Origin of the sequence: Bradyrhizobium sp. LMTR 3, from assembly GCF_001693485.1 — a bacterium.
In the GTDB taxonomy this organism is placed as follows: domain Bacteria; phylum Pseudomonadota; class Alphaproteobacteria; order Rhizobiales; family Xanthobacteraceae; genus Bradyrhizobium.
The window spans coordinates 475,375-494,116 of sequence record NZ_MAXC01000033.1 but is presented as its reverse complement, the minus strand read 5'-3'; the positions used below and the strand labels follow the sequence as shown (position 1 = coordinate 494,116).

The following is an 18,742-nucleotide window of genomic DNA, read 5'->3' as shown; positions in this document are numbered from 1 at the left end:
CATGGGCTTGCCGAAAGACGACGCCGCCACCCTGTCGGCGCGATGGATCGAAGGCGTGCTGCTCAAGCGTGACGTGTTCTCGACCGTCGAACGCGGCCGGTTTCGCGACGATTCCTGTGAGGTCGATGCCGTGCTGCGCCGGATCGATCAGGTGCCGGTCTGGTCCTATCCGCTCGCGCGTCATCTGTTCGTCCGCGAGCGCAGCGCACTGACATTGGCGCGTGATCTCAATGTCGGCCCGAGACTGCTATGGGCCGGACGGCAGGCATTGGTGCGCGGCTTCATCGACGGCGTTGCGCTGCATCTGGCAAAGCCCCATGGCGACATCGCCTATTTCCGTTCCGCCAAATCAGCTCTTCGCAAGCTGCACCGCGCCGGCATCTGCCACAACGATCTCGCCAAAGAACAGAACTGGCTGGTGGGCCGCGACGGCCGCGCCTACCTCACCGATTTTCAACTGGCCGCCTGTTTCAAGACTCGCAGCCGGCTATTCCGGATCGCGGCTTACGAAGATCTGCGGCATATGCTGAAGCACAAGCGCAGCTATGCGCCGGCGGCGCTGACGCCGATGGAGCGCAAGATTCTGGCGCGCAAATCCCTCGTCGCCAGTATCTGGCTCAAGACCGGCAAGAAGGTCTATCAGGCCATCACCCGCGGCCTGTTCAACTTCACCGATCGCGAAGGCGGCGGCCGCCGGCTGGTCAACGATGCACCGGTGCTGAGCGCCCTGATCAGGAAAAATCCTGAAGTGCGCGATACCGCCATTGTCGCGTTCGCCGACCGCCGTACCGGCGTCGGCCTGTATGCCTTCGTCGAGGCCGACAACGTCGCGCTGGAAAAGCAGTTGGGCCGCGAGCTTTCGTCGGCCAAAGGCGTCAAACCGCCGGAGCATATCCAGGTGGTGCATGCCCTGCCCCGCGATGCCGCCGGCAAGCCGCGCACGGAGATCTTGCAGCTTGTGGCGATGAACCAGCTCGACCTGATCGAGCCGCTGATCACGAGCGATATCGACCGCGCGTTCCTGAAGGACATTCTGGAGAGCCGCAAGAATCTGCGGGACCGGTTCAATTTCGAAAGCAGCGAGTTGAATTCGCGGCCGAATTGACCCCCGCGTGTCCCGGGCGCGATGCAGCGCGCTTCGCAGAAACCGGGACCCACTTGGCGGTGACGGATGGACCCCGGATCAGCAGCGCACCACGTCGCGCAAGTGCGACGCGCTGCGCAGCATCCGGGGAACACCGGAAACTTACCCGCCAAACTCCCGCGAGCGCGAGGCGCGCCAGAGCGTCCACAGCGTCCGGAGTCGTGACGTTACGTGCGGCACGAACGGATCGACGTCAGCCCGTGACATGCGCTCCAGATCGCGGCGGACCATCGCCAGCGGAAGGAATACCGGCCGCACTTGGGGCGGCACATGCGTGAGCAGCTCGAAGGCCGTACGGAGATGTTTTTGCCCCTCTCCGATCAACTGATCGACCGCGGCACGCGCCTGCGGCGTCTGCTTGCCCGAAAAGACCTGCTCCATCCCGCTGCCATGCTGCTGCAGTAATTGCAGTGGCACGAACAACTGCCGCCGCGCGGCATCGAGCGGCAGCGCTGCGATCACCTGCGCCATGCCCTGGGCGAGACCCGCATGGCGGGAGAGATGATCGATCGCCACCGATGGCTGTGCCGCAATCCGCGCGCCAAGCGAAAACAACTCCGACGAGGTGTCGGTGACATAGCCTTCCAGTGCCGCCATCGACGGCATTGGATCGTTGTAGAGATCGAACTGATGTTCCTCAATCAGCCGCGACAGCGGCTCGATCGGTAGGCTGAATTCGCCGATCGTCTGCAGCAGTTCGGCTGCAACCGGATTGCCTTCGACGCCGCCATGGCCGGCGCCTACCAGCATATCGGTCCACCATTGCAGCCGGATTTCGCCCGGCAACGGCTGGCTGACCTGCTCGCGCACGCGCAAAATCTCGACGTTGAAGGCATAGATCGACAGCAGTGCGCGGCGCTGGGCCTGAGGCAGGAACAGTGTCGAGGCATAGCGGACAAAGTCGTGCGTGCGCACCAGATCGGCGCAGAACGCAGCGGATTCTTTCGACGTCGCCGTGGCGCTCATGGCACCGCGATCAATGCCGCCGCGACACGCCGCCGCTCGCCCAGCATGATGTTGTAGGTGCGAATCGCCGGACCCGTCTGCATTGGGTCCAGCACCACCCTGACCGTCCGCAGCGCCTCGCGAAGGCCGCGCGGCGGCAGCCAGACTTCGGTGCCGGTGCCGACAATCAGCGTATCGATCGAATTGGCCACCCTGAACACGCGGTCCAGCGAATACTGATCGATCTCGGCGGGCTTTGTCACCGGCCAGGCCCAGATGCCGTCCGGCAGGCACAGCAGCGAGCCGCGATGCGACATGTCGGCGAAAGCGAAGCCGCCCTTGCCGTAGGCTTCGATCGGTGCCGGCCTCGGAAGATGCGGAGCGTCCGAGGATGTTGCCATGACTATTTCTTTGCCGGCGTATCCGGTTTCTTCGCAGGCGTATCCGGCGCCTCGCGGTGCTCACCAACGCCGAGATAGATCAGGATCGGCGCGGCGATGAAGATCGAGGTGTAGGTGCCGACCAGCACCACGCCGAACATCATGACGGCGGTGAAGCTGTGGATCGCGTGGCCACCGAACAGCAGCAGCGCGAACAAGGCCAGCGTCACCGTGACGTGGGTGATGATCGAACGCGAAAGCGTCGAATTGATGGATTCGTTCAGAAGCTGCGGCATCGGCATTTTCTTGTATCGCCGCAGCATTTCCCGGATGCGGTCGTAGATGACGACCGTGTCGTTCAGGGAGTAGCCGAGGATCGTCAATAGCGCCGCGATGCTGGTGAGGTCGAAATCGACCTGCGAGATCGACATGAAGCCGATCGTCAACACGATGTCGTGGACGTTGGAGATCATGGCGCCGAGCGCGAACTGCCACTCGAACCGGAACCATAGATAGATCAGGATGCCGACAATCGCGAGCATCAGGCCGATCATGCCGTAGGCCAAGAGTTCGCCCGAAACGCGCGGCCCCACCACCTCGACGCGACGGTAATCGACACTGTCGCCGAGCGCGCCGCGAACTTTCTGCACGGCCGCCTGCTGGGCGGCGTCGCCGCCCGGCTGCTCGGCCACCCGGATCAGCACGTTGTTCGGACCGCCGAACTGCTGCAACTGGACTTCGCCGAGCCCGAGCGCGCTCAAAGTCGTGCGCATCGCGCCGATATCGGCGGGACCGGACTTGTTCTGCACTTCCAGGAGCGTACCGCCCCTGAAGTCGATGCCGAAATTCAGCCCGTGGGTAAAGAACAGCACGATCGCGACGATCGACAGCGCCGCCGAGATCGGAAAACTGATGCGGCGAAACCGAGTGAAATCGAAATGCGTGTCGTCCGGGACGATGCGCAGCGGCGGCAACAGATCGAAGATAGCGACGATGGTCAGCACGACGACCAGAACGCCCAGCGCAATGAGAACGTATTGAGTCACGGTGGGGTTCCTAGATCGGCACGGTCTTCGGCCGCTTCCACCACACCCAGCCGGCGACGATCAGGCTGGTGAGCGTAAATGCTGTGAAGACCGTGGTAATGATGCCGATGCCGAGCGTGACGGCGAAGCCGCGGACCGGGCCGGTGCCGATGTAGAACAGCACCGCGGCAGCGATGAAGGTGGTGATGTTGGAGTCCAGAATAGTCGCCAGCGCGCGCCTAAATCCGGCGTCGATGGCCGAAATCGCGTTGCGTCCGCCGCGCAGTTCCTCGCGGATGCGCTCATAGATCAGCACGTTGGAGTCGACCGCGATTCCGACTGTCAGCACGACACCGGCAATGCCGGGCAGCGTCAGAGTGGCGTTCAGCAGCGACAGAATGCCGAAGATCATCGCCACGTTGATGGCGACCGCGATGTTGGCGAACACGCCGAACAGCCGGTAGGTCACCAGCATGAACACGATGACCATGATCGAGCCGATATAGGCCGCCAGCTGGCCCTTTTCGATCGAGTCCTGGCCAAGGCCGGGGCCGACCGTGCGCTCCTCGATCACGGTCAGCGGTGCCGGCAGCGCGCCGGCGCGCAGCAGGATGGCCAGATCGTTGGCGGCCTGCACGGTGAAGCTGCCGGAAATCTGGCCGGAGCCGCCGGTGATCGGCTCGCGGATCACGGGAGCGGAAATCACCTCGTTGTCGAGCACGATCGCAAAGGGCTGTCCGACGTTCTCGGTGGTCGCTTGGGCGAATTTTCGCGCGCCTGAAGTGTTGAAGCGGAAGCTGACGATCGGCTCGTTGGTACGCTGGTCAAACCCGGGCTGCGCGTCGGTGAGGTCACCGCCAGACACCAGCACCTGCCTCTTGATGACGTAAGGCACTTTCGGCGACGAGGCGCTCATTAGCACCTCCGAGTCCCCAGGCACTCGGCCCCCCTGCGCCTGCTCTGGCGACACGGTCGGATCGACCATGCGGAATTCCATTTTGGCGGTCTTGCCGAGCAGATCCTTCAACCGCGTCGGGTCCTGCAAGCCCGGCACCTGCACAAGAATTCGGTCGGTGCCCTGCCGCTGGATCACCGGCTCCACGGTGCCGAGCTGGTTGACGCGCCGTTCGACGATCTGGATCGACTGTTCGATCGTTTGCCGGATGCGGTCGGTGATTGCAGCTTGCGGTACGACAAGGCGGATCAGGCCGCCGCCGGCGTCCGAAACCTCAACGCTGCGCTGTCCGCTTGAGCCGAGCAGACCACCAAGCGGCTGCGACAGTTCACGCACCTTGGGGAGCGCAGCCTGCAGGTCGCTCTCCTTGACACGGACCTCGACGGCGTCCCCGCGCACGGCCAAGCCCGTATACCCGATCTTGGCGTCGCGCAGCACGCGACGGACTTCGTCGCGTACCTGATCGAGCTTTTCCTTCTTAACGTAGTTGGAATCGACTTCGAGCAGCAGGTACGAACCGCCCTGCAAATCGAGGCCGAGCACGATGTGGCGCTGCGCCCATACCGGCCAGGTCCTCACCCGCTCCTGAGGGAAGAAATTCGGAACCGCGCAAAGGCAAACGATCAAGGCGGTCAAAATGATCGCCAGTGCCTTCCACCGCGTGAAATACAACATCGAGTAGACCCGTCAGATCCAGGAAAATGCGCCGCGGCAAGCGGCGCGGAAAACTCAGCTCGCGGACGTCTCGTCCTTGGCTTCACTCTTTTCCTTGGCCGGCTCGCCCTTGGCGCGAACGCCCGAAATCATCTGCCGCATCTGCCGCACGCGGACGCCGTCCGAAATCTCGAACTCGATCTGGTCGTCGTCCACCACCTTGGTCACCTTGCCGACCAGGCCGCCCGAGGTGACGACGGTGTCGCCGCGGCGGATGTTTTTGACCAGTTCCTGGTGATCCTTGATCTTCTTCTGCTGCGGTCGCAGAATCAGGAAGTACATGATCACGAAGATCAGTGCGAACGGCAGCAGCGACATCAACATGCTGTTGGCATCGCCACCGGCTGCAGCCTGGGCGTACGCAGGGGTAATCAGCATTCGAACAATCCTCGTGAGACGGAAAAGAACCGGCCATGCCTGGGCACAGCATCCTGGGCATGTCGCCGGTCCGGGTAAATTTGCGCGGACTATAGCGGCGGCGGGCCCAATTGCAACGTTGGCCGCCCCCTCATTTAGGCCGCTTGCGAGAGCTTCCAAGGCCCGTTAAGGCTGCGCCGTCAGGAACTCGGGAAATGTCGAAAAAAGCCAAGAAAACTGCGGCTCCAACAGCGTCCCGCACCGCCCCCAAGGCCGCCTCGCGAGGACATGGGAAAACCGCGACAAAAGGTCCGGCAAACCGGCTTAACGGCGCCACCGCCGAGCGGATCGCCATCGCGCTGGAAGCCATCGCCGGCCATCTCTCCGCCGCTTCGCCGGCGACGGGAGGCCCCGAGGCGTTCGGCTCGGCCGATGCCTTTGTCTGGCATCCGGAGGGGCGCCTTTCGCCAGTACCGCGCGTCAGCCGCGTCGATCTCGGCCTGCTCAAGGGCATCGACCGGATGCGCGACATCCTGATCGAAAATACCGAGCGCTTTGCCGACGGCCTGCCCGCCAACAACGCGCTGCTGTGGGGCGCGCGCGGCATGGGCAAGTCCTCGCTGGTAAAGGCCGCTCATGCCAGCATCAACATCGACCGCAAGCCGGCCGACCGGCTGAAGCTGATCGAGATTCACCGCGAGGATATCGAGAGCCTGCCCGGTCTGATGGACCTCTTACGCAGCTCCGATTTCCGCTTCATCGTGTTTTGCGACGACCTCTCCTTCGACGGCAACGACGCCTCCTACAAATCGCTGAAAGCGGTGCTGGAGGGCGGCATCGAGGGACGTCCCGACAACGTCATCCTCTACGCCACCTCGAACCGGCGGCATCTCTTGGCGCGCGAGATGATCGAGAACGAGCGCTCGACCGCGATCAACCCGGGCGAAGCCGTCGAGGAGAAGGTGTCGCTATCGGACCGGTTTGGCCTGTGGCTCGGCTTCCACCGATGCAGCCAGGATGAGTACCTCGCCATGGTGCGCGGCTATTGCGGCCATTTCGGCATCAAGCTTGCCGACGAAGAGCTGGAGCGCGAGGCGCTGGAATGGTCGACCACCCGCGGCTCCCGCTCGGGGCGCGTCGCCTGGCAGTTCACGCAAGAATTGGCGGGAAGGCTCGGCGTGAGGCTGGCCGGGAAGTAGGCGCGGCCAAGCCCCCCCGATGTCATCCCCGCGAAGGCGGGGATCCAGTACGCCGCGGTTTCTCGGCTCAATCGTAACTGCTCTGGAATACTGGATCGCCCGGTCCCAGTGCGCAATTGCGCACAAGGCCGGGCGATGACAGTAGTGGATGTGGACGCGTCGCGTCACTGCGGTTGGCAGCTACCCGCTCACGCCCCGTTCAGGAATTGAAGGGGGTCAACCGGTGAAGATCCCTTGCGGATCTCGAAGTGGAGCTGCGGCGAGCCCACCTCGCCCGATTGACCCGATTTGGCAATGATCTGGCCGCGCTTGATCGTATCGCCGCGCTTCACCAGCAGTTCACTCGCATGGGCATATGCGGTGACGTAACCGTTGGAATGCCGCACCAGAACCAGATTGCCGTAGCCCTTGAGCTCGTTACCGGAATAGGCGACCACGCCATCTTCGGCGGCTTTCACCGGCGTTCCTTCCGGCACCGCCAGGTTGATGCCGTCATTCGACTTGCCGTTGGTCTTGGCGCCATAACTCGTGATCACCTTGCCGCGCACCGGCCAGCGGAAGGTCGGCAACGCGCCGGTGGCTTCGCTGGGCTTGATCGAGGCTTGCTCGACGACGGGCTTCTCTTCGGTGACGTTGGTAGTCGCCTGTGCCAGCCGGGCGCTCTGCGGCGGGCCGCCGGCGGCAGCCATCTTGGTGGCCGGGGCCGCAACCGCGGCGGCCGGCTGGGCGGAAGCTGCGGCAACGGGCTGGGCCACTGGTGCTGCGACCGCGGATTTCGAACCGGGCACGGTCAGCTTCATGCCGAGGCTGAGCTTGGCGGACTGATCAAGATTGTTGGCCTTGGCGAGTTCGCTGACCGAAACCTGATTGCGCCGGGCGATGCTCATCAGCGTATCGCCGCGATTGACGACATGGACGGTCGACGCTGCCGCCGCGGCAACCGGCTTGCTGGCCGCAGGCGCGAGGGCCGGCGCGGGCGCTGCCGTCGCCGTCTGGCGCGGAATGATCAGTTGCTGGCCGGGCGACAGCACGCGCGGGCCCTTATAGCCATTGGCCTGCAGGATCGCAGCGGCCGAAACGTTGTAGCGCTTCGCCAGAATGTCGAGCGTGTCGCTGGTACCGACGATGATCGTGGTGCCGCCCGGCGCGGATGGGCGCGCGGCGGCCACCGAGCGCGGCGGCACCGTGGCGGTGGTCTCGATGGGCGGACGGGATGGCGGCGCATAGGACGAAACCCCGCGCCCTCCTCCCGACACCCCGCTGGAGCTGGCGGGATAGGCCGGCGGCGCAGCAACGGCGGGCGGCGGCAGGTCCTGGGACTGATATTGCGGGGTCGAGGCCTGCGGCCGGGCATACTGCGGCGGTTCGCGGCGTTCGACGGCGGGAGCGCGCACCGAACCGGTCGCTTCGGGCTGAGAGGCAAAGGGATTGGAGAACGAGCTATCGGAAAAGCGCGTCTGCATATCGGCGCTGCAGCCGGCAAAGCCGACCGACATCAGCGCCAGCACCGCGGCCTGCGGCACCCGACGCGAGCGAAGCAACTCGGCGACACGGGACATGGTTACTCACTCGTACGCAACAAAATACTGTTTTGAGTAAACACGTACCGAGTAAATAACCGCTTAACCCTTGGAATAAGATGTTGGCGGGAACCGCCAATCCGGGATTCTACAGTTCGCGCGCAATTCCCGGCAGGGCCGGGACGAAGCGGACATCGACCAATTCCTTGCGCTCAAAACCGCTATCCGTCCTGGTCACCCTGACCAGCGTCTGGCTGCCATGATGGGGCCCGACCGGCGCGATCAGGATGCCGCCCGGCAGCAGCCGCTCCAGCAGCTTTTCGGGAATTTGCTCCATCGCCGCCGTCACGATGATGCGGTCGAAGTCGCCGGCGCCGGGCGGAATCTGGAAACCGTCGCCCAACATCACTTCGATATTGAAATACCCAAGCGCTTCGAGCCGGTCGCGCGCCGTGTCCGCCAGCGTCCGGTAGCGCTCGATGGTCAGGACATGCGCGCATAGCCGCGACAGTACCGCGGCCTGGTAGCCGGAGCCGGTGCCGATCTCGAGGACCTTGTGGTGCTTCTGCAGTTGCAACTGCTCGGTCATGTAGGCGACCACGAAGGGCTGGCTGATGGTCTGCCCGCAGGCGATGCCGAGCGCGCTGTCACGATAGGCATGGCCGCGATCGCCAGCGGCCACGAAAGCCTCGCGGGGCACCTCTTCCATGGTCCGCAGCACCGCCTGGTCGCTGATCCCCCGCCGCCGCAGAGTGAGCTGAAACATCATCTTTTCGAGCGGTTCTTGGGACATCGCGGTCTCGTGGCGGGAGTCTGCCGCCAATCCAATGCTTCGGCCTCGCCGAGATGTAATATAGCGTCCGTGCACTTAAGGAATGATTTTCCTTAAGATTGTGGTTCCTCGTCCGGAACTGGGGACCGCGTCCCGACGTTAGGGCCCGGGAAAATCCTTCGCGAAGAGTCTTTACACAGCGCCTACGCGCCCATTACCGACATTGCACCCAGGTCCGTTTTTTGCGAACCTCCACACTCGGAAGGGCAAGGAATCCATCATGGTAGCGACACGGCCGGCGGGCTGTTCAGTTTTCCTCGTTGAAGACGAGGTCATGATCCGCATGATGGTCGCTGACATGCTGGAAGAGCTGGGCCACAGCGTAGCCGCCGAGGCCGGCGAAATCGGTGAGGCGGTCAAGCTGGTGCAATCCACCGAATTCGATCTCGCCATTCTCGACGTCAACGTCAACGGCAAGGTGATCACGCCGGTGGCCGAACTGATCACGGCGCGCAACCGTCCGTTCATCTTTGCGACCGGCTACGGCTCCTCCGGCCTGCCCCAGGAATATCGCGACCGCCCCGCGCTGCAGAAGCCATTCCAACTGGAAACCCTGGCCCAGATGATCGCCTCTACGTTGAAGAGCGCGCCGGTTTAGACCGTCCATCCGGCACACTCAGCCGTCATCATCCGCGAAAGCGGATGATCCAGTATCCCAGAGACCTACGATAGAATCGACAAGCCCCGGCTTACTGGATACCCGCCTTCGCGGGTATGACGAATTATACTGCGGGCTGACTACTTCAACGTCGCCGTCAACTCTTCCGAGAACGCTTCATCGGTACGATCCAGCCGCAGCGGGGTGACCGAGACGTAGCGCGCTGCCAGCGCTGCCAGATCGGTGCCATCGGCCGGTGTATCCATCGTCGCGGCGCGTTCGAAACCGATCCAGTAATACGGATTGCCGCGGCCGTCGTGGCGCTTGTCGATTTTCAGGAAGCCGAGATTGCGCTTGCCCTGACGCGTCACCCGAACACCCTTGACCTGATCGGGCGTGCAGGCGGGAAAGTTGACGTTGATCACGGTGTTTTTCGGCACCCCCGCATCGATCACCTTGCGCAGGATGCCGGGGCCGAATTTCAGTGCGGTATCCCACAGCGGCGCGTGACGGGTCTCGACGGAAAATTCCTGGCTCAGCGCAAACGACGGGATGCCCAGAATCGTGCCCTCGAGCGCGCCCGCGATCGTGCCGGAATAGACGACGTCCTCGGCGACGTTGCGGCCCTTGTTGACGCCGGACAGCACGAGATCGGGCATCTTCTCGCCGAGGATGTGGCGCGAGCCCATGATCACGCAATCCGTCGGCGTGCCCCGCACCGCGAAATGGCGCGGACCGATTTCGCGTAAGCGCAACGGATCGTTCAGCGACAGTGAATGCGAGACACCGGACTGATCGAGCTCCGGCGCCACGATCCAGACATCGTCGGAAAGCGCGCGGGCGATCTCCTCGACGATCTTCAGACCCGGCGCATGAATGCCGTCGTCGTTGGTGCAGAGAATTCGCATCCGTCAAAATGCCTTCAGGTTCAGGTCGAGGTAGGCTTTTGCCCTTGGGCCTCGTCTTATCCGGCTATCGCGGCTGAGGCAAACCGGCCTATTTCCTCAGCTTTTCTTCATCCAGACACGCCAGGGGCGGGCAAATCTGGCGCTGCCATCGATTTTCATCTGCAGGTCTGGCGATGCCTGTTGCGCCGATTCGACGGGCAGAGAGGGCGGGCTCGCGTCCGCCGGCTTGGGCGAAGGTGCCGCGACGGGCTCGATCGCCGTAAGCACCGCAGCCGATCCCGCCTCCGGCTGCATGTGCCGCGTTCGCGCGACCGCCAGCCCCTTGTCGAAATCCGCGGCGTTGAGCCACTCCTTGGCATGCATGCGTTCGATCAGATCGTCGTCCCACAAGCGGGCCACCTCGATATCGAAGGCGCCCATCAGCCGCTGGTCGATCAATTGCATCCCGTGGCCGGTGACAGCCCATTGCTTCCCGATCCAAAGGATGTCGCGATGCAATGCCATTTTGCTTTGCGCTATTTGTCCCGCTCGATGGTTTTGAGCCCGCCCATATAGGGCTGCAGCACCGCAGGCACCGCGATGGAGCCGTCTTCCTGCTGATAGGTTTCCATCACCGCGATCAGCGCGCGGCCGACCGCCGTGCCGGATCCGTTCAACGTATGCACGAAACGCGGCTTGCCATCGGGCCCACGCGAACGCGCATCCATGCGCCGCGCCTGGAAATCGCCGCACACCGAGCAGCTCGAGATCTCGCGATAAGCGCCGCCCTCGCCCTGACTCGAAAATTGTCCTGGCATCCAGACCTCGATGTCGTAGGTCTTCTGCGCGGAGAAGCCCATGTCGCCGGAGCACAGCGTCATCACGCGGTAATGCAGCTCGAGCCGGCGCAGCACTTCCTCGGCGCAGGACAGCATGCGCTCGTGCTCGTCGCGGCTGGTCTCCGGCGTCGCGATCGAAACCAGTTCGACTTTTGTAAATTGATGCTGCCGGATCATGCCGCGGGTATCGCGCCCGGCAGCACCCGCTTCGGCGCGGAAGCACGGCGTCAGCGCGGTGAGCCGCATCGGCAGTTCTTTCTCATCGACGATGGATTCGCGGACGAGATTCGTGAGCGAGACTTCGGCGGTGGGGATGAGACCCAGACGCTCGGTCTTCAATCGTTCGTCGGGAGCCGCAAGCAATTCGCCCTTGATGGCCCAGAACTGGTCGTCCTCGAATTTCGGCAATTGGCCCGTGCCGAACATCACGTCGTTGCGCACCAATAGCGGCGGATTGACCTCGGTGTAGCCATGCTCGTTGGTGTGAAGATCGAGCATGAACTGCCCGATCGCGCGCTCCAGCCGCGCCAGGCCTTTCTTCAGCACCACGAAGCGCGCGCCGGAGAGTCTCGCGGCCGCCTCAAAATCCATGTAGCCGAGCGCGCCGCCGAGATCGTCATGCGGCTTCGGCGCAAACGCGTAGTTGCGGATTTTTCCGAAGACGTGGCGCTGCACATTGCCGTGCTCGTCCATGCCGTCGGGCACGTCGTCGAGCGGCAGGTTCGGAATCGCAGCGAGTTCTTTCGCCAATTCCTCGTCCGCCGTCTTCGCAGCAAGCTCGAGCTCCGGCATCGTGGTCTTGAGCTCGGCGACTTCGGCCATCAGCTTGTTGGCGCGCGCGTCATCCTTGGCCTTCTTGGCCTCACCGATTTCCTTCGAAGCCGCATTGCGCCGCGCCTGCGCCTGCTCGGACGCCAGGATCGCCGCCCGGCGCTTCTCGTCGATTGCCAGCAGCGAAGCCGACAACGGCGCCAGCCCCCGGCGCTTCAGTCCGGCGTCGAACGCCCGGGGGTTGTCGCGGATCGATTTGATGTCGTGCATGAGGGGCGGTCCTGAAGTCGTATTCTGCAATACAATCAACACTCATGTTAATTGTTTGCGTGCGCGTCCCAAGTACCACACCCGTTATCACCCGCGAAAGCGGGTGATCCGGTATTCCAGAGCAGTTCGAGATAAATTGCTAGGCCGCGGCGTACTGGATTCCCCGCTTTCGCGGGGAATGACAGCCAAAGGTGAGGCGCCAGCAGCGCCCTACTCGGCCGGATTGGCTTCCGGAGGCGGGCTGGCAGGTGGCGTGCCACTCGCGGCCTGGGCGGCGGCCTTCTTTTCCACCATGCGGACCGCGACGATCGCGCCCTCGTAGAGCGCCATCAGGGGTATCGCGAGGGAGGCCTGGCTGATGACGTCGGGCGGCGTCAGAACGGCGGCGATGACAAAGGCGCCGACGATGAAATAGCGCCGCTTTTCGCGCAGCATCCTGGAGTTTACGACGCCGATCCGCCCCAGCAGGGTCAGAATGACGGGGAGCTGAAACGCGATGCCGAAGGCAAAGATCAACGACATCATCAGCGACAAATATTCGCCGACCTTGGGCAGCAACTGAATCTGCGCGGCCTCGTCGCTGCCGGTCTGCTGCATGCCGAGCGAGAACCGCACCAGCATCGGCAGCACGATGAAGTAAACGAGAAGCGAGCCGAGCACGAAGAAGAACGGCGTCGCGACCAGGTATGGCAGGAACGCGCCGCGCTCGTGCTTGTAGAGGCCGGGCGCCACGAATTTGTAGATCTGCGTTGCCACGATCGGGAACGAGATGAAGGCGGCGCCGAACAGAGCGAGCTTCAATTGTGTGAGGAAGTATTCCAGCAGCGCGGTGTAGATGAATTTCGAATTCTCGGCACCCGCCACCCAGACGAAGGGCCAGACCAGCACGTTGTAGATCTGCTTGGCGAAGAAGAAGCAGAAGATGAACGCAATGCCAAAGGCGAGCAGCGCCTTGATCAGCCGCGAGCGCAGCTCGATCAAATGGTCCATCAACGGCGCCTTGCTGGCCTCGATGTCTTCGATGGTCATGACGCTTTGGCGTCCTTGAGAATGTCGGGCGCCGCCGGCGCGATGTCCTGCGGCACGGCCTGAGCTTCACGCGTGATCGCCAGCGGCTCGGAGGCCGCCGCATGCGCCTCGGCCTCGACGAAGGTTTCCGGTGTGGGCAGCGCCGGGGTAGTTGGCGTGACAGGCTCGCCGGTCGCGGAGGCAATTTGCGCATCCGCCGGCTTGTCGGCAGGCTTGTCGATATCCCCAATCTGCAGGGCGTCGTTGACGTCTTTTTGCAGCGAGGTCATGACGTTGGCCGGCGAAAGACCCGTAGCCACGTCCTTGACCTCGTCAAAACTCTTCTTGAGGTCGGCCATTTCGGCCTCGCGCATGGCTTCCTGGAACTGGCCCTGGAATTCGGCGGCCATCTTGCGCGCCTTGCCCATCCATTGCCCGACCATGCGCAGCACACCGGGAAGCTCTTTCGGGCCGATGGCGATCAGCGCGACGACCGCGATGATGACCAGTTCACTCCACCCGATGTCGAACATGAATTCTTCCGCTCGCGCGAGACGTCCGCGCCCCAATCCATCATAGCCAAGGTTTGGAGCCGCCCGCGGCTTCTCTCAACCGGCGTCCTCAACCGACGCCAGGGTCAATAGTGCCCGGTTCAGACAGCCTTGCTACCGACATCCGTCCGCGCTGTCGGCGCCGGCGTCGCATTGTGATCGATGGTCTTCACCGGCTCAGCGGGCTTTTCGGGCGCCTTCTCGTCGTCCTGCATGCCTTTCTTGAAGGCCTTGATGCCATTTGCGACATCGCCCATCAGGTCAGAAATCTTGCCGCGGCCGAACAACAGCAGGACCACTGCGATCACGACGATCCAGTGCCAAATGCTAAGCGAACCCATCCTGCAACCCTCCAAAAAGAGACGGCCGGCTTCCGGCCAAGCTTTCGCGGAAGGTAGGCCCGCGGGGTGTCAAAAACAAGGACCCCTGCCGCGGCAAATCGCTGTCGCGGCTACGTATTATGGCTATTATTAACCCCGCCTGAGTGAATAATCGGCGGAGCCACCGGAACTAGCTTTCGCTGCCGCCTTCAGGCTCGGCGGCTGGGGCCAGCAGCAGTTCCAGGTTATCGCCAGCATCCAGCGGATCCTCGTCCTCGCGCAGCGCCACGTCATCCGACGGCGTCGGAACGCTGAAGCCGGAAGGCAGCCGCGAATCCAGGAGCCCCGTCCCCTTCAGCTCTTCCAGGCCCGGCAGGTCGCTCAGCGCCTCCAGGCTGAACTGCGAAAGGAACGCTTCCGTTGTGCCGAACGTCAGCGGCCGCCCCGGCGTCTTGCGGCGGCCGCGGGGACGAATCCAGCCGGTTTCGAGCAACACATCCAGCGTTCCCTTTGACGTGATCACGCCGCGGATCTCCTCGATCTCGGCGCGTGTCACGGGCTGGTGATAGGCAATGATCGCGAGCACCTCGATCGCCGCCCGCGAAAGCCGACGCGTCTCCGTGCTTTCGCGCGTCATCAGCCACGACAGATCGCCCGCGGTGCGGAACGTCCATTTGTTGGCGACGCGCACCAGATTGACGCCACGCGGCGCGTATTCCTCCTGCAATTGCGCCAGCGCCGCCTTGACGTCGACGCCGTCGGGCATGCGTTTGGCCAAGGTCGCCTGGTCGACCGGCTCCGCGGAGGCAAACAGCAACGCTTCCAGCAGCCGCAATTCCTCGGGCCGCGCGGCCTGATCGGTGTTCTGGTCGATGGGATGATCCTCGGCATCTTCCATGCGTTTTTCCGCCAGGCTTGCCATGGCTAGGTCTCCTTCCACTTACTCGACCGTCATATCCGGCGCAGGCATTGCGGCCTGCGGCGGACGCTTACGAAAATACAGCGGCGCGAACGCCTCTTTCTGGTTCAATTCCATCTCGCCTTCGCGCACCAGTTCGAGCGCCGCGGCAAAGCTCGAGGCGAATACCGTCGCCCGCTGCGAGGGATCGACCACGTAGCTGAGCAGGCAATCGTCGAGACAGTTCCACTCCTCGGACTCGGCCATGCCGACCAGCCGCTCCAGCGAGGCGCGCGCTTCGGCCAGCGACCACACCGTGCGCTTGGCCAGATGCACCGTCGCCAGCACGCGCTGCTGGCGCTGCGTGGCATAGGCGGTGAGCAGGTCGAACAGCGTCGCCGTGAATTTGGGGTGCTTGATTTCGGCGATCGTTTCCGGATTGCCGCGCGGAAAAATATCGCGCTGGAACTGCGGCCGGTTCATCAACCGGTTGGCGGCTTCGCGGATGGCTTCGAGCCGGCGCAGCCGGTTGGCCAGCGCGGTGGCCATTTCCTCGGCGCTCGGCCCGTCGGGCGTCGCCGGTTCGGGCAGCAACAGCCGCGATTTCAGGAACGCCAGCCAGGCCGCCATCACGAGGTAATCGGCGGCGAGTTCGAGGCGGATCTTTCGCGCCGCCTCGATGAAGGTCAGATACTGGTCAGCCAGCGCCAGGATCGAAATCTTGGCGAGATCGACCTTCTGCTGCCGCGCCAGCGTGAGCAGCAGGTCGAGCGGGCCTTCATAGCCCTCGACGTCGACGACCAGCGCCGGCTCGCCTTCGGTGATTTCGGCGGGCCGTCCGGTTTCAAACGATAGAATCTCAGCCGTCATGCCGTTCCTACCCGATCCATCAACGCTTCAAGTTCAGCCCGCGCCGCCTGCCGGTCGAACGGCTCAGGCTGTTTTCGCGAGGCCAGCGCCCGTTCGGCGCGGCTCAAGGCCTCGCCCGCCAGTTCCGGCGTCTCGCGCGCCACGTCGCGCATCTCGTCGAGCTTGCCGTTGCAATGCAGGACCATGTCGCAGCCGGCGTTGACGATGGCGCGGGTCCGATCCGAGATCGATCCCGCCAACGCATTCATCGACACGTCATCACTCATCAACAAACCCTGGAACCCAATTACGCCGCGAATCACCTGACGGATGATTGTCGCAGAAGTCGTCGCCGGTTGGACGGGGTCTAACGCGCTAAACACAACATGCGCGGTCATGGCCATCGGCAGGTCCGCCAGCGGCTGAAAGGCGGCGAAATCGGTCCGTTCCAGCTCTTCCCGCGCTGTATCAACGGTCGGTAGACGGAAATGGCTATCCGCATTTGCCCGGCCATGACCGGGAATGTGCTTCAGCACGGGTAGCACGCCGCCCTGCTCCAGCCCTTCTGTAACGGCGCGGGCGATTGCGGCGACCTTGCCCGGCTCGGTTCCATAAGCCCGGTTGCCGATCACGGCATCCGCGCCAGCCACCGGCACGTCCGCCAACGGCAGGCAGTCGACCGTGATGCCGAGGTCGATCAGGTCGACCGCAATCAGGCGGGAGCTCAAGCGCGCGGCTTGCAGGCCCAGCGCTGGGTCGATGTCGTAGAGCGCACCGAAGACGGCGCCGGGCGGATATACCGGCCAATGCGGCGGTCCGAGACGCGCTACCCGCCCGCCTTCCTGGTCGACCAGGACCGGCGCATCTGCCTCGCCTGCGCAATCTCGAAATTCATCAACAAGCGCAGATACTTGATCCGGCGTCTCGACGTTTCGTTTGAACAGGATCAAGCCCCATGGCCGCTCGCCACGGATGAATTCGCGCTCCGCAGCGCTCAGTTCCAGTCCCGATACGCCCGTGATGAATGCGCGGCTTGTCATGGGGGCCGATTAGGCCCCTCACAGCCCCGGGGTCAAGGAAACCGCCGTTAATTCCTTTGGACGAAGCACTGCCCGCCGGCAGATTTCAGGCTACTGCAGACCTGCGCCGCCTCTTCGGACGAGCCGAACGGGCCGGCGAACGCGCGGTAATAGACGCCCTTTTCGCCGAGATCGACGCGCTTCACGAGTGACGAGTGTGGTCCCAGCACGCTCGGGAACTTGCTTTGCAGCGCCCGGTAGGAGGCCTGCGCGTCGGCTTCGTTCTTCTGCGAGGAGACCTGGACCAGGTAGCCTCCGCCGGCCGGGGCAGCCGGCTGGGTCGGATTGGTAGCCGCCATTCGAGTCGGCGCCGGATCAGCCCCACCCTGCGGCGTGAGCGGCATCGGCGTGTTGGCGCTGGCGTTCGCCGACGCAGGGTTACGCGCCGGCGGCTGGGCAGGAGCCGGCGGCGAAGCCGCAGCGCTGCGGGTCGTCGGTGCCGGCCTCGGCGGCGGCGCGCTCGCCCCTGCCGGAATGCCACCATTGTCGGCGGGGTCACCCTTGACGGCGAGCGTCCTGATCCTGCGCGGCTCGTTGTTCATCGTACCGTTCACGCCCGTCTGCGGCGGCGGGCCGGACGGCGAAACGCTCGCGACCGGCGGCGGGTTGCTATTCGGATTCAGCGGCGGAAACACCACGCGCGGCGCGCCGGACCTTGCATTGACGTCGACCGGCGTCTCTTCGCGCGACACCAGCTTCTCGCCGCCATCGCCCGGCAGCATGCGGTCAGGGGCCTTGGCGGCGCCCACGTCGGACGGTGCCGGCATTACCTTGGTCGGGCTGTTGTCGGCCCTGATGATCGGCGGCTCGCCCGAGCGGGGCGAACCGATGTAAGTGCGATAGGCAAAGGCAGCGCCCGTCCCGACCACAGCCAACGCCAGCACCGCAGCGATCGTCATCAGGCCGCTCGAGCGCTTCTTCGGAGCGGGCTCCTCCTGCTCATACTCGCCCTGGTACGCATACGGATCGTCCGGATAGGCCGGATCGCGCTGATAGTCGTGCTCGCCATTTTCGAGCCGTCCATACAGCGCTTCGTCGTAGCGCGACGGGTCCTGCTGCGGCTCGTCGGCATGTTGCTGCGGGGCCTCGTAATAGTCCTGCGAGTCCTGTTCGGGCGCCTGGTGCTGAGCCGCGTAGCGGTGCAAGGGATGCACCGGCGCCGGCTGGTAATCCGGCTCGTCGTCGAAAACCTGATCCTGCGGCAGCGGCGATGGAAGTGGTGGCGGCGGGGTTTGGCGCGTTTCTTGGCGCGTTTCCTGGCGCGCGCGCTGCATCCATGCCGGCGGGGCCGGAGGCGCATCGAGATCTTCCGGCGGATCATACTGCTGTGGACGCACATTCGCCCGCGACTGCAGCGGACGCGGTGCCGGTTTGGCGGCAGCCCCGTACGGGTCGTTCTGCCCGATCAGCCTTGCGAGCTCGGCAAGCGGATCGCTCTCGCCGCGATCCTGGTCGGCGGAGGGAAAATGTCGGTCCTGATATCGATCAGCCATCGTGATGATGCATCCCCTACGGGACAGCGCCAACTCGCCATGTCAAACAAACCATGACGAGCGTGGCCCCTGCCAGATACCCCCACGAACCCCCATCCGTGAAGGGCC

The 18,742-nt window shown here is 63.9% G+C and carries 20 protein-coding genes; 3 read left to right on the top strand and 17 right to left on the bottom strand.

The features are described 5' to 3' along the window. Position 1: 1 nt before the first annotated feature. Positions 2-1,105, top strand: a complete 1,104-nt coding sequence (locus LMTR3_RS23140; protein WP_065747274.1) for a serine/threonine protein kinase — start codon at positions 2-4, stop codon at positions 1,103-1,105. Positions 1,106-1,246: 141 nt separating this feature from the next. Here the strand turns inward: LMTR3_RS23140 and LMTR3_RS23135 are convergent, their stop codons facing one another. From LMTR3_RS23135 to yajC, 5 genes are read right to left on the bottom strand one after another with little or no spacing between them, the layout of a single operon-like run. After that, positions 1,247-2,110 carry a phytoene/squalene synthase family protein gene (locus LMTR3_RS23135; protein ID WP_065747273.1) on the bottom strand — a complete coding sequence of 288 codons (864 nt, stop codon included), beginning with the start codon at positions 2,108-2,110 and terminating at the stop codon, positions 1,247-1,249. Then, positions 2,107-2,490, bottom strand: a complete 384-nt coding sequence (locus tag LMTR3_RS23130) for an Mth938-like domain-containing protein (protein WP_065747272.1) — start codon at positions 2,488-2,490, stop codon at positions 2,107-2,109. Before LMTR3_RS23130 ends, LMTR3_RS23135 begins: the two co-directional genes overlap by 4 nt. Positions 2,491-2,492: 2 nt before the next feature. Next, positions 2,493-3,515, bottom strand: a complete 1,023-nt coding sequence (secF, locus tag LMTR3_RS23125; RefSeq protein ID WP_065747271.1) for a protein translocase subunit SecF — start codon at positions 3,513-3,515, stop codon at positions 2,493-2,495. Positions 3,516-3,525: 10 nt separating this feature from the next. Continuing rightward, on the bottom strand, positions 3,526-5,124 hold the full coding sequence (secD, locus tag LMTR3_RS23120; RefSeq protein WP_065747270.1) for a protein translocase subunit SecD: 1,599 nt from the start codon (positions 5,122-5,124) through the stop codon (positions 3,526-3,528). 54 nt (positions 5,125-5,178) lie between these two features. Continuing rightward, positions 5,179-5,541: a preprotein translocase subunit YajC gene (yajC, locus tag LMTR3_RS23115; protein WP_028345926.1), complete on the bottom strand. Its 363-nt coding sequence runs from the start codon at positions 5,539-5,541 to the stop codon at positions 5,179-5,181. A 194-nt stretch (positions 5,542-5,735) separates the two neighbouring features. Here yajC and LMTR3_RS23110 point away from each other — a divergent pair, with 194 nt between their 5' ends. Then, on the top strand, positions 5,736-6,719 hold the full coding sequence (locus LMTR3_RS23110) for an ATP-binding protein (RefSeq protein WP_065747269.1): 984 nt from the start codon (positions 5,736-5,738) through the stop codon (positions 6,717-6,719). A gap of 188 nt (positions 6,720-6,907) precedes the next feature. Here the strand turns inward: LMTR3_RS23110 and LMTR3_RS23105 are convergent, their stop codons facing one another. Both LMTR3_RS23105 and LMTR3_RS23100 read right to left on the bottom strand, forming a co-directional pair. Further along, a complete protein-coding gene (locus LMTR3_RS23105; RefSeq protein ID WP_065747268.1) occupies positions 6,908-8,278 on the bottom strand; it encodes a peptidoglycan DD-metalloendopeptidase family protein in 1,371 nt (456 codons plus the stop codon). Positions 8,279-8,387: 109 nt separating this feature from the next. Further along, positions 8,388-9,032, bottom strand: coding sequence for a protein-L-isoaspartate(D-aspartate) O-methyltransferase (locus LMTR3_RS23100; RefSeq protein ID WP_084029763.1), 645 nt, complete (start codon positions 9,030-9,032; stop codon positions 8,388-8,390). A gap of 259 nt (positions 9,033-9,291) precedes the next feature. Between LMTR3_RS23100 and LMTR3_RS23095 the strand changes: the two genes are divergently transcribed. Further along, positions 9,292-9,669, top strand: a complete 378-nt coding sequence (locus LMTR3_RS23095) for a response regulator (RefSeq protein WP_084029762.1) — start codon at positions 9,292-9,294, stop codon at positions 9,667-9,669. 140 nt (positions 9,670-9,809) lie between these two features. On the opposite strand, the gene surE is transcribed toward LMTR3_RS23095, so the two are convergent. The 10 genes from surE to LMTR3_RS23045 form a co-directional block, all read right to left on the bottom strand. Next, positions 9,810-10,577: a 5'/3'-nucleotidase SurE gene (surE, locus tag LMTR3_RS23090; protein WP_065747267.1), complete on the bottom strand. Its 768-nt coding sequence runs from the start codon at positions 10,575-10,577 to the stop codon at positions 9,810-9,812. Between the two features lie 96 nt (positions 10,578-10,673). Next, the gene (locus LMTR3_RS23085; RefSeq protein WP_065747266.1) at positions 10,674-11,081 is read right to left on the bottom strand and encodes a hypothetical protein; all 408 of its coding nucleotides are present in this window, start codon (positions 11,079-11,081) and stop codon (positions 10,674-10,676) included. Between the two features lie 11 nt (positions 11,082-11,092). Continuing rightward, on the bottom strand, positions 11,093-12,436 hold the full coding sequence (gene serS, locus LMTR3_RS23080) for a serine--tRNA ligase (RefSeq protein ID WP_065747265.1): 1,344 nt from the start codon (positions 12,434-12,436) through the stop codon (positions 11,093-11,095). A gap of 210 nt (positions 12,437-12,646) precedes the next feature. Continuing rightward, positions 12,647-13,465, bottom strand: a complete 819-nt coding sequence (gene tatC / locus LMTR3_RS23075; RefSeq protein ID WP_065747264.1) for a twin-arginine translocase subunit TatC — start codon at positions 13,463-13,465, stop codon at positions 12,647-12,649. Then, positions 13,462-13,977 (bottom strand): Sec-independent protein translocase protein TatB, encoded by a 516-nt coding sequence (gene tatB / locus LMTR3_RS23070; protein ID WP_065747263.1) that lies wholly within the window; start codon positions 13,975-13,977, stop codon positions 13,462-13,464. The genes tatC and tatB overlap by 4 nt, the downstream gene beginning before the upstream one ends. A 119-nt stretch (positions 13,978-14,096) precedes the next feature. Next, positions 14,097-14,336 (bottom strand): twin-arginine translocase TatA/TatE family subunit, encoded by a 240-nt coding sequence (locus tag LMTR3_RS23065; protein ID WP_028345916.1) that lies wholly within the window; start codon positions 14,334-14,336, stop codon positions 14,097-14,099. A gap of 169 nt (positions 14,337-14,505) precedes the next feature. Beyond that, a complete protein-coding gene (scpB, locus tag LMTR3_RS23060; RefSeq protein ID WP_065747262.1) occupies positions 14,506-15,237 on the bottom strand; it encodes an SMC-Scp complex subunit ScpB in 732 nt (243 codons plus the stop codon). 18 nt (positions 15,238-15,255) lie between these two features. Beyond that, positions 15,256-16,083 (bottom strand): segregation and condensation protein A, encoded by an 828-nt coding sequence (locus LMTR3_RS23055; protein WP_065747261.1) that lies wholly within the window; start codon positions 16,081-16,083, stop codon positions 15,256-15,258. Next, positions 16,080-17,102: a beta-N-acetylhexosaminidase gene (gene nagZ / locus LMTR3_RS23050; RefSeq protein WP_065747260.1), complete on the bottom strand. Its 1,023-nt coding sequence runs from the start codon at positions 17,100-17,102 to the stop codon at positions 16,080-16,082. The genes LMTR3_RS23055 and nagZ overlap by 4 nt, the downstream gene beginning before the upstream one ends. A gap of 47 nt (positions 17,103-17,149) precedes the next feature. Then, complete coding sequence (locus LMTR3_RS23045; RefSeq protein ID WP_065747259.1) at positions 17,150-18,634, bottom strand: SPOR domain-containing protein; 1,485 nt, start codon at positions 18,632-18,634, stop codon at positions 17,150-17,152. Between the last annotated feature and the right edge of the window lie 108 nt (positions 18,635-18,742).

Bases quoted from the DNA above. Each gene is read 5' to 3' on its own strand.
- nagZ (WP_065747260.1), bottom strand. From the start codon at position 17,102: ATGACAAGCCGCGCATTCATCACGGGCGTATCGGGACTGGAACTGAGC.
- LMTR3_RS23085 (WP_065747266.1), bottom strand. From the start codon at position 11,081: ATGGCATTGCATCGCGACATCCTTTGGATCGGGAAGCAATGGGCTGTC.
- tatC (WP_065747264.1), bottom strand. From the start codon at position 13,465: ATGACCATCGAAGACATCGAGGCCAGCAAGGCGCCGTTGATGGACCAT.
- LMTR3_RS23130 (WP_065747272.1), bottom strand. From the start codon at position 2,490: ATGGCAACATCCTCGGACGCTCCGCATCTTCCGAGGCCGGCACCGATC.
- LMTR3_RS23110 (WP_065747269.1), top strand. From the start codon at position 5,736: ATGTCGAAAAAAGCCAAGAAAACTGCGGCTCCAACAGCGTCCCGCACC.
- tatB (WP_065747263.1), bottom strand. From the start codon at position 13,977: ATGTTCGACATCGGGTGGAGTGAACTGGTCATCATCGCGGTCGTCGCG.
- serS (WP_065747265.1), bottom strand. From the start codon at position 12,436: ATGCACGACATCAAATCGATCCGCGACAACCCCCGGGCGTTCGACGCC.
- yajC (WP_028345926.1), bottom strand. From the start codon at position 5,541: ATGCTGATTACCCCTGCGTACGCCCAGGCTGCAGCCGGTGGCGATGCC.
- LMTR3_RS23045 (WP_065747259.1), bottom strand. From the start codon at position 18,634: ATGGCTGATCGATATCAGGACCGACATTTTCCCTCCGCCGACCAGGAT.
- surE (WP_065747267.1), bottom strand. From the start codon at position 10,577: ATGCGAATTCTCTGCACCAACGACGACGGCATTCATGCGCCGGGTCTG.
- LMTR3_RS23065 (WP_028345916.1), bottom strand. From the start codon at position 14,336: ATGGGTTCGCTTAGCATTTGGCACTGGATCGTCGTGATCGCAGTGGTC.
- LMTR3_RS23135 (WP_065747273.1), bottom strand. From the start codon at position 2,110: ATGAGCGCCACGGCGACGTCGAAAGAATCCGCTGCGTTCTGCGCCGAT.
- LMTR3_RS23100 (WP_084029763.1), bottom strand. From the start codon at position 9,032: ATGTCCCAAGAACCGCTCGAAAAGATGATGTTTCAGCTCACTCTGCGG.
- LMTR3_RS23055 (WP_065747261.1), bottom strand. From the start codon at position 16,083: ATGACGGCTGAGATTCTATCGTTTGAAACCGGACGGCCCGCCGAAATC.
- LMTR3_RS23140 (WP_065747274.1), top strand. From the start codon at position 2: ATGGGCTTGCCGAAAGACGACGCCGCCACCCTGTCGGCGCGATGGATC.
- LMTR3_RS23095 (WP_084029762.1), top strand. From the start codon at position 9,292: ATGGTAGCGACACGGCCGGCGGGCTGTTCAGTTTTCCTCGTTGAAGAC.
- secD (WP_065747270.1), bottom strand. From the start codon at position 5,124: ATGTTGTATTTCACGCGGTGGAAGGCACTGGCGATCATTTTGACCGCC.
- LMTR3_RS23105 (WP_065747268.1), bottom strand. From the start codon at position 8,278: ATGTCCCGTGTCGCCGAGTTGCTTCGCTCGCGTCGGGTGCCGCAGGCC.
- scpB (WP_065747262.1), bottom strand. From the start codon at position 15,237: ATGGCAAGCCTGGCGGAAAAACGCATGGAAGATGCCGAGGATCATCCC.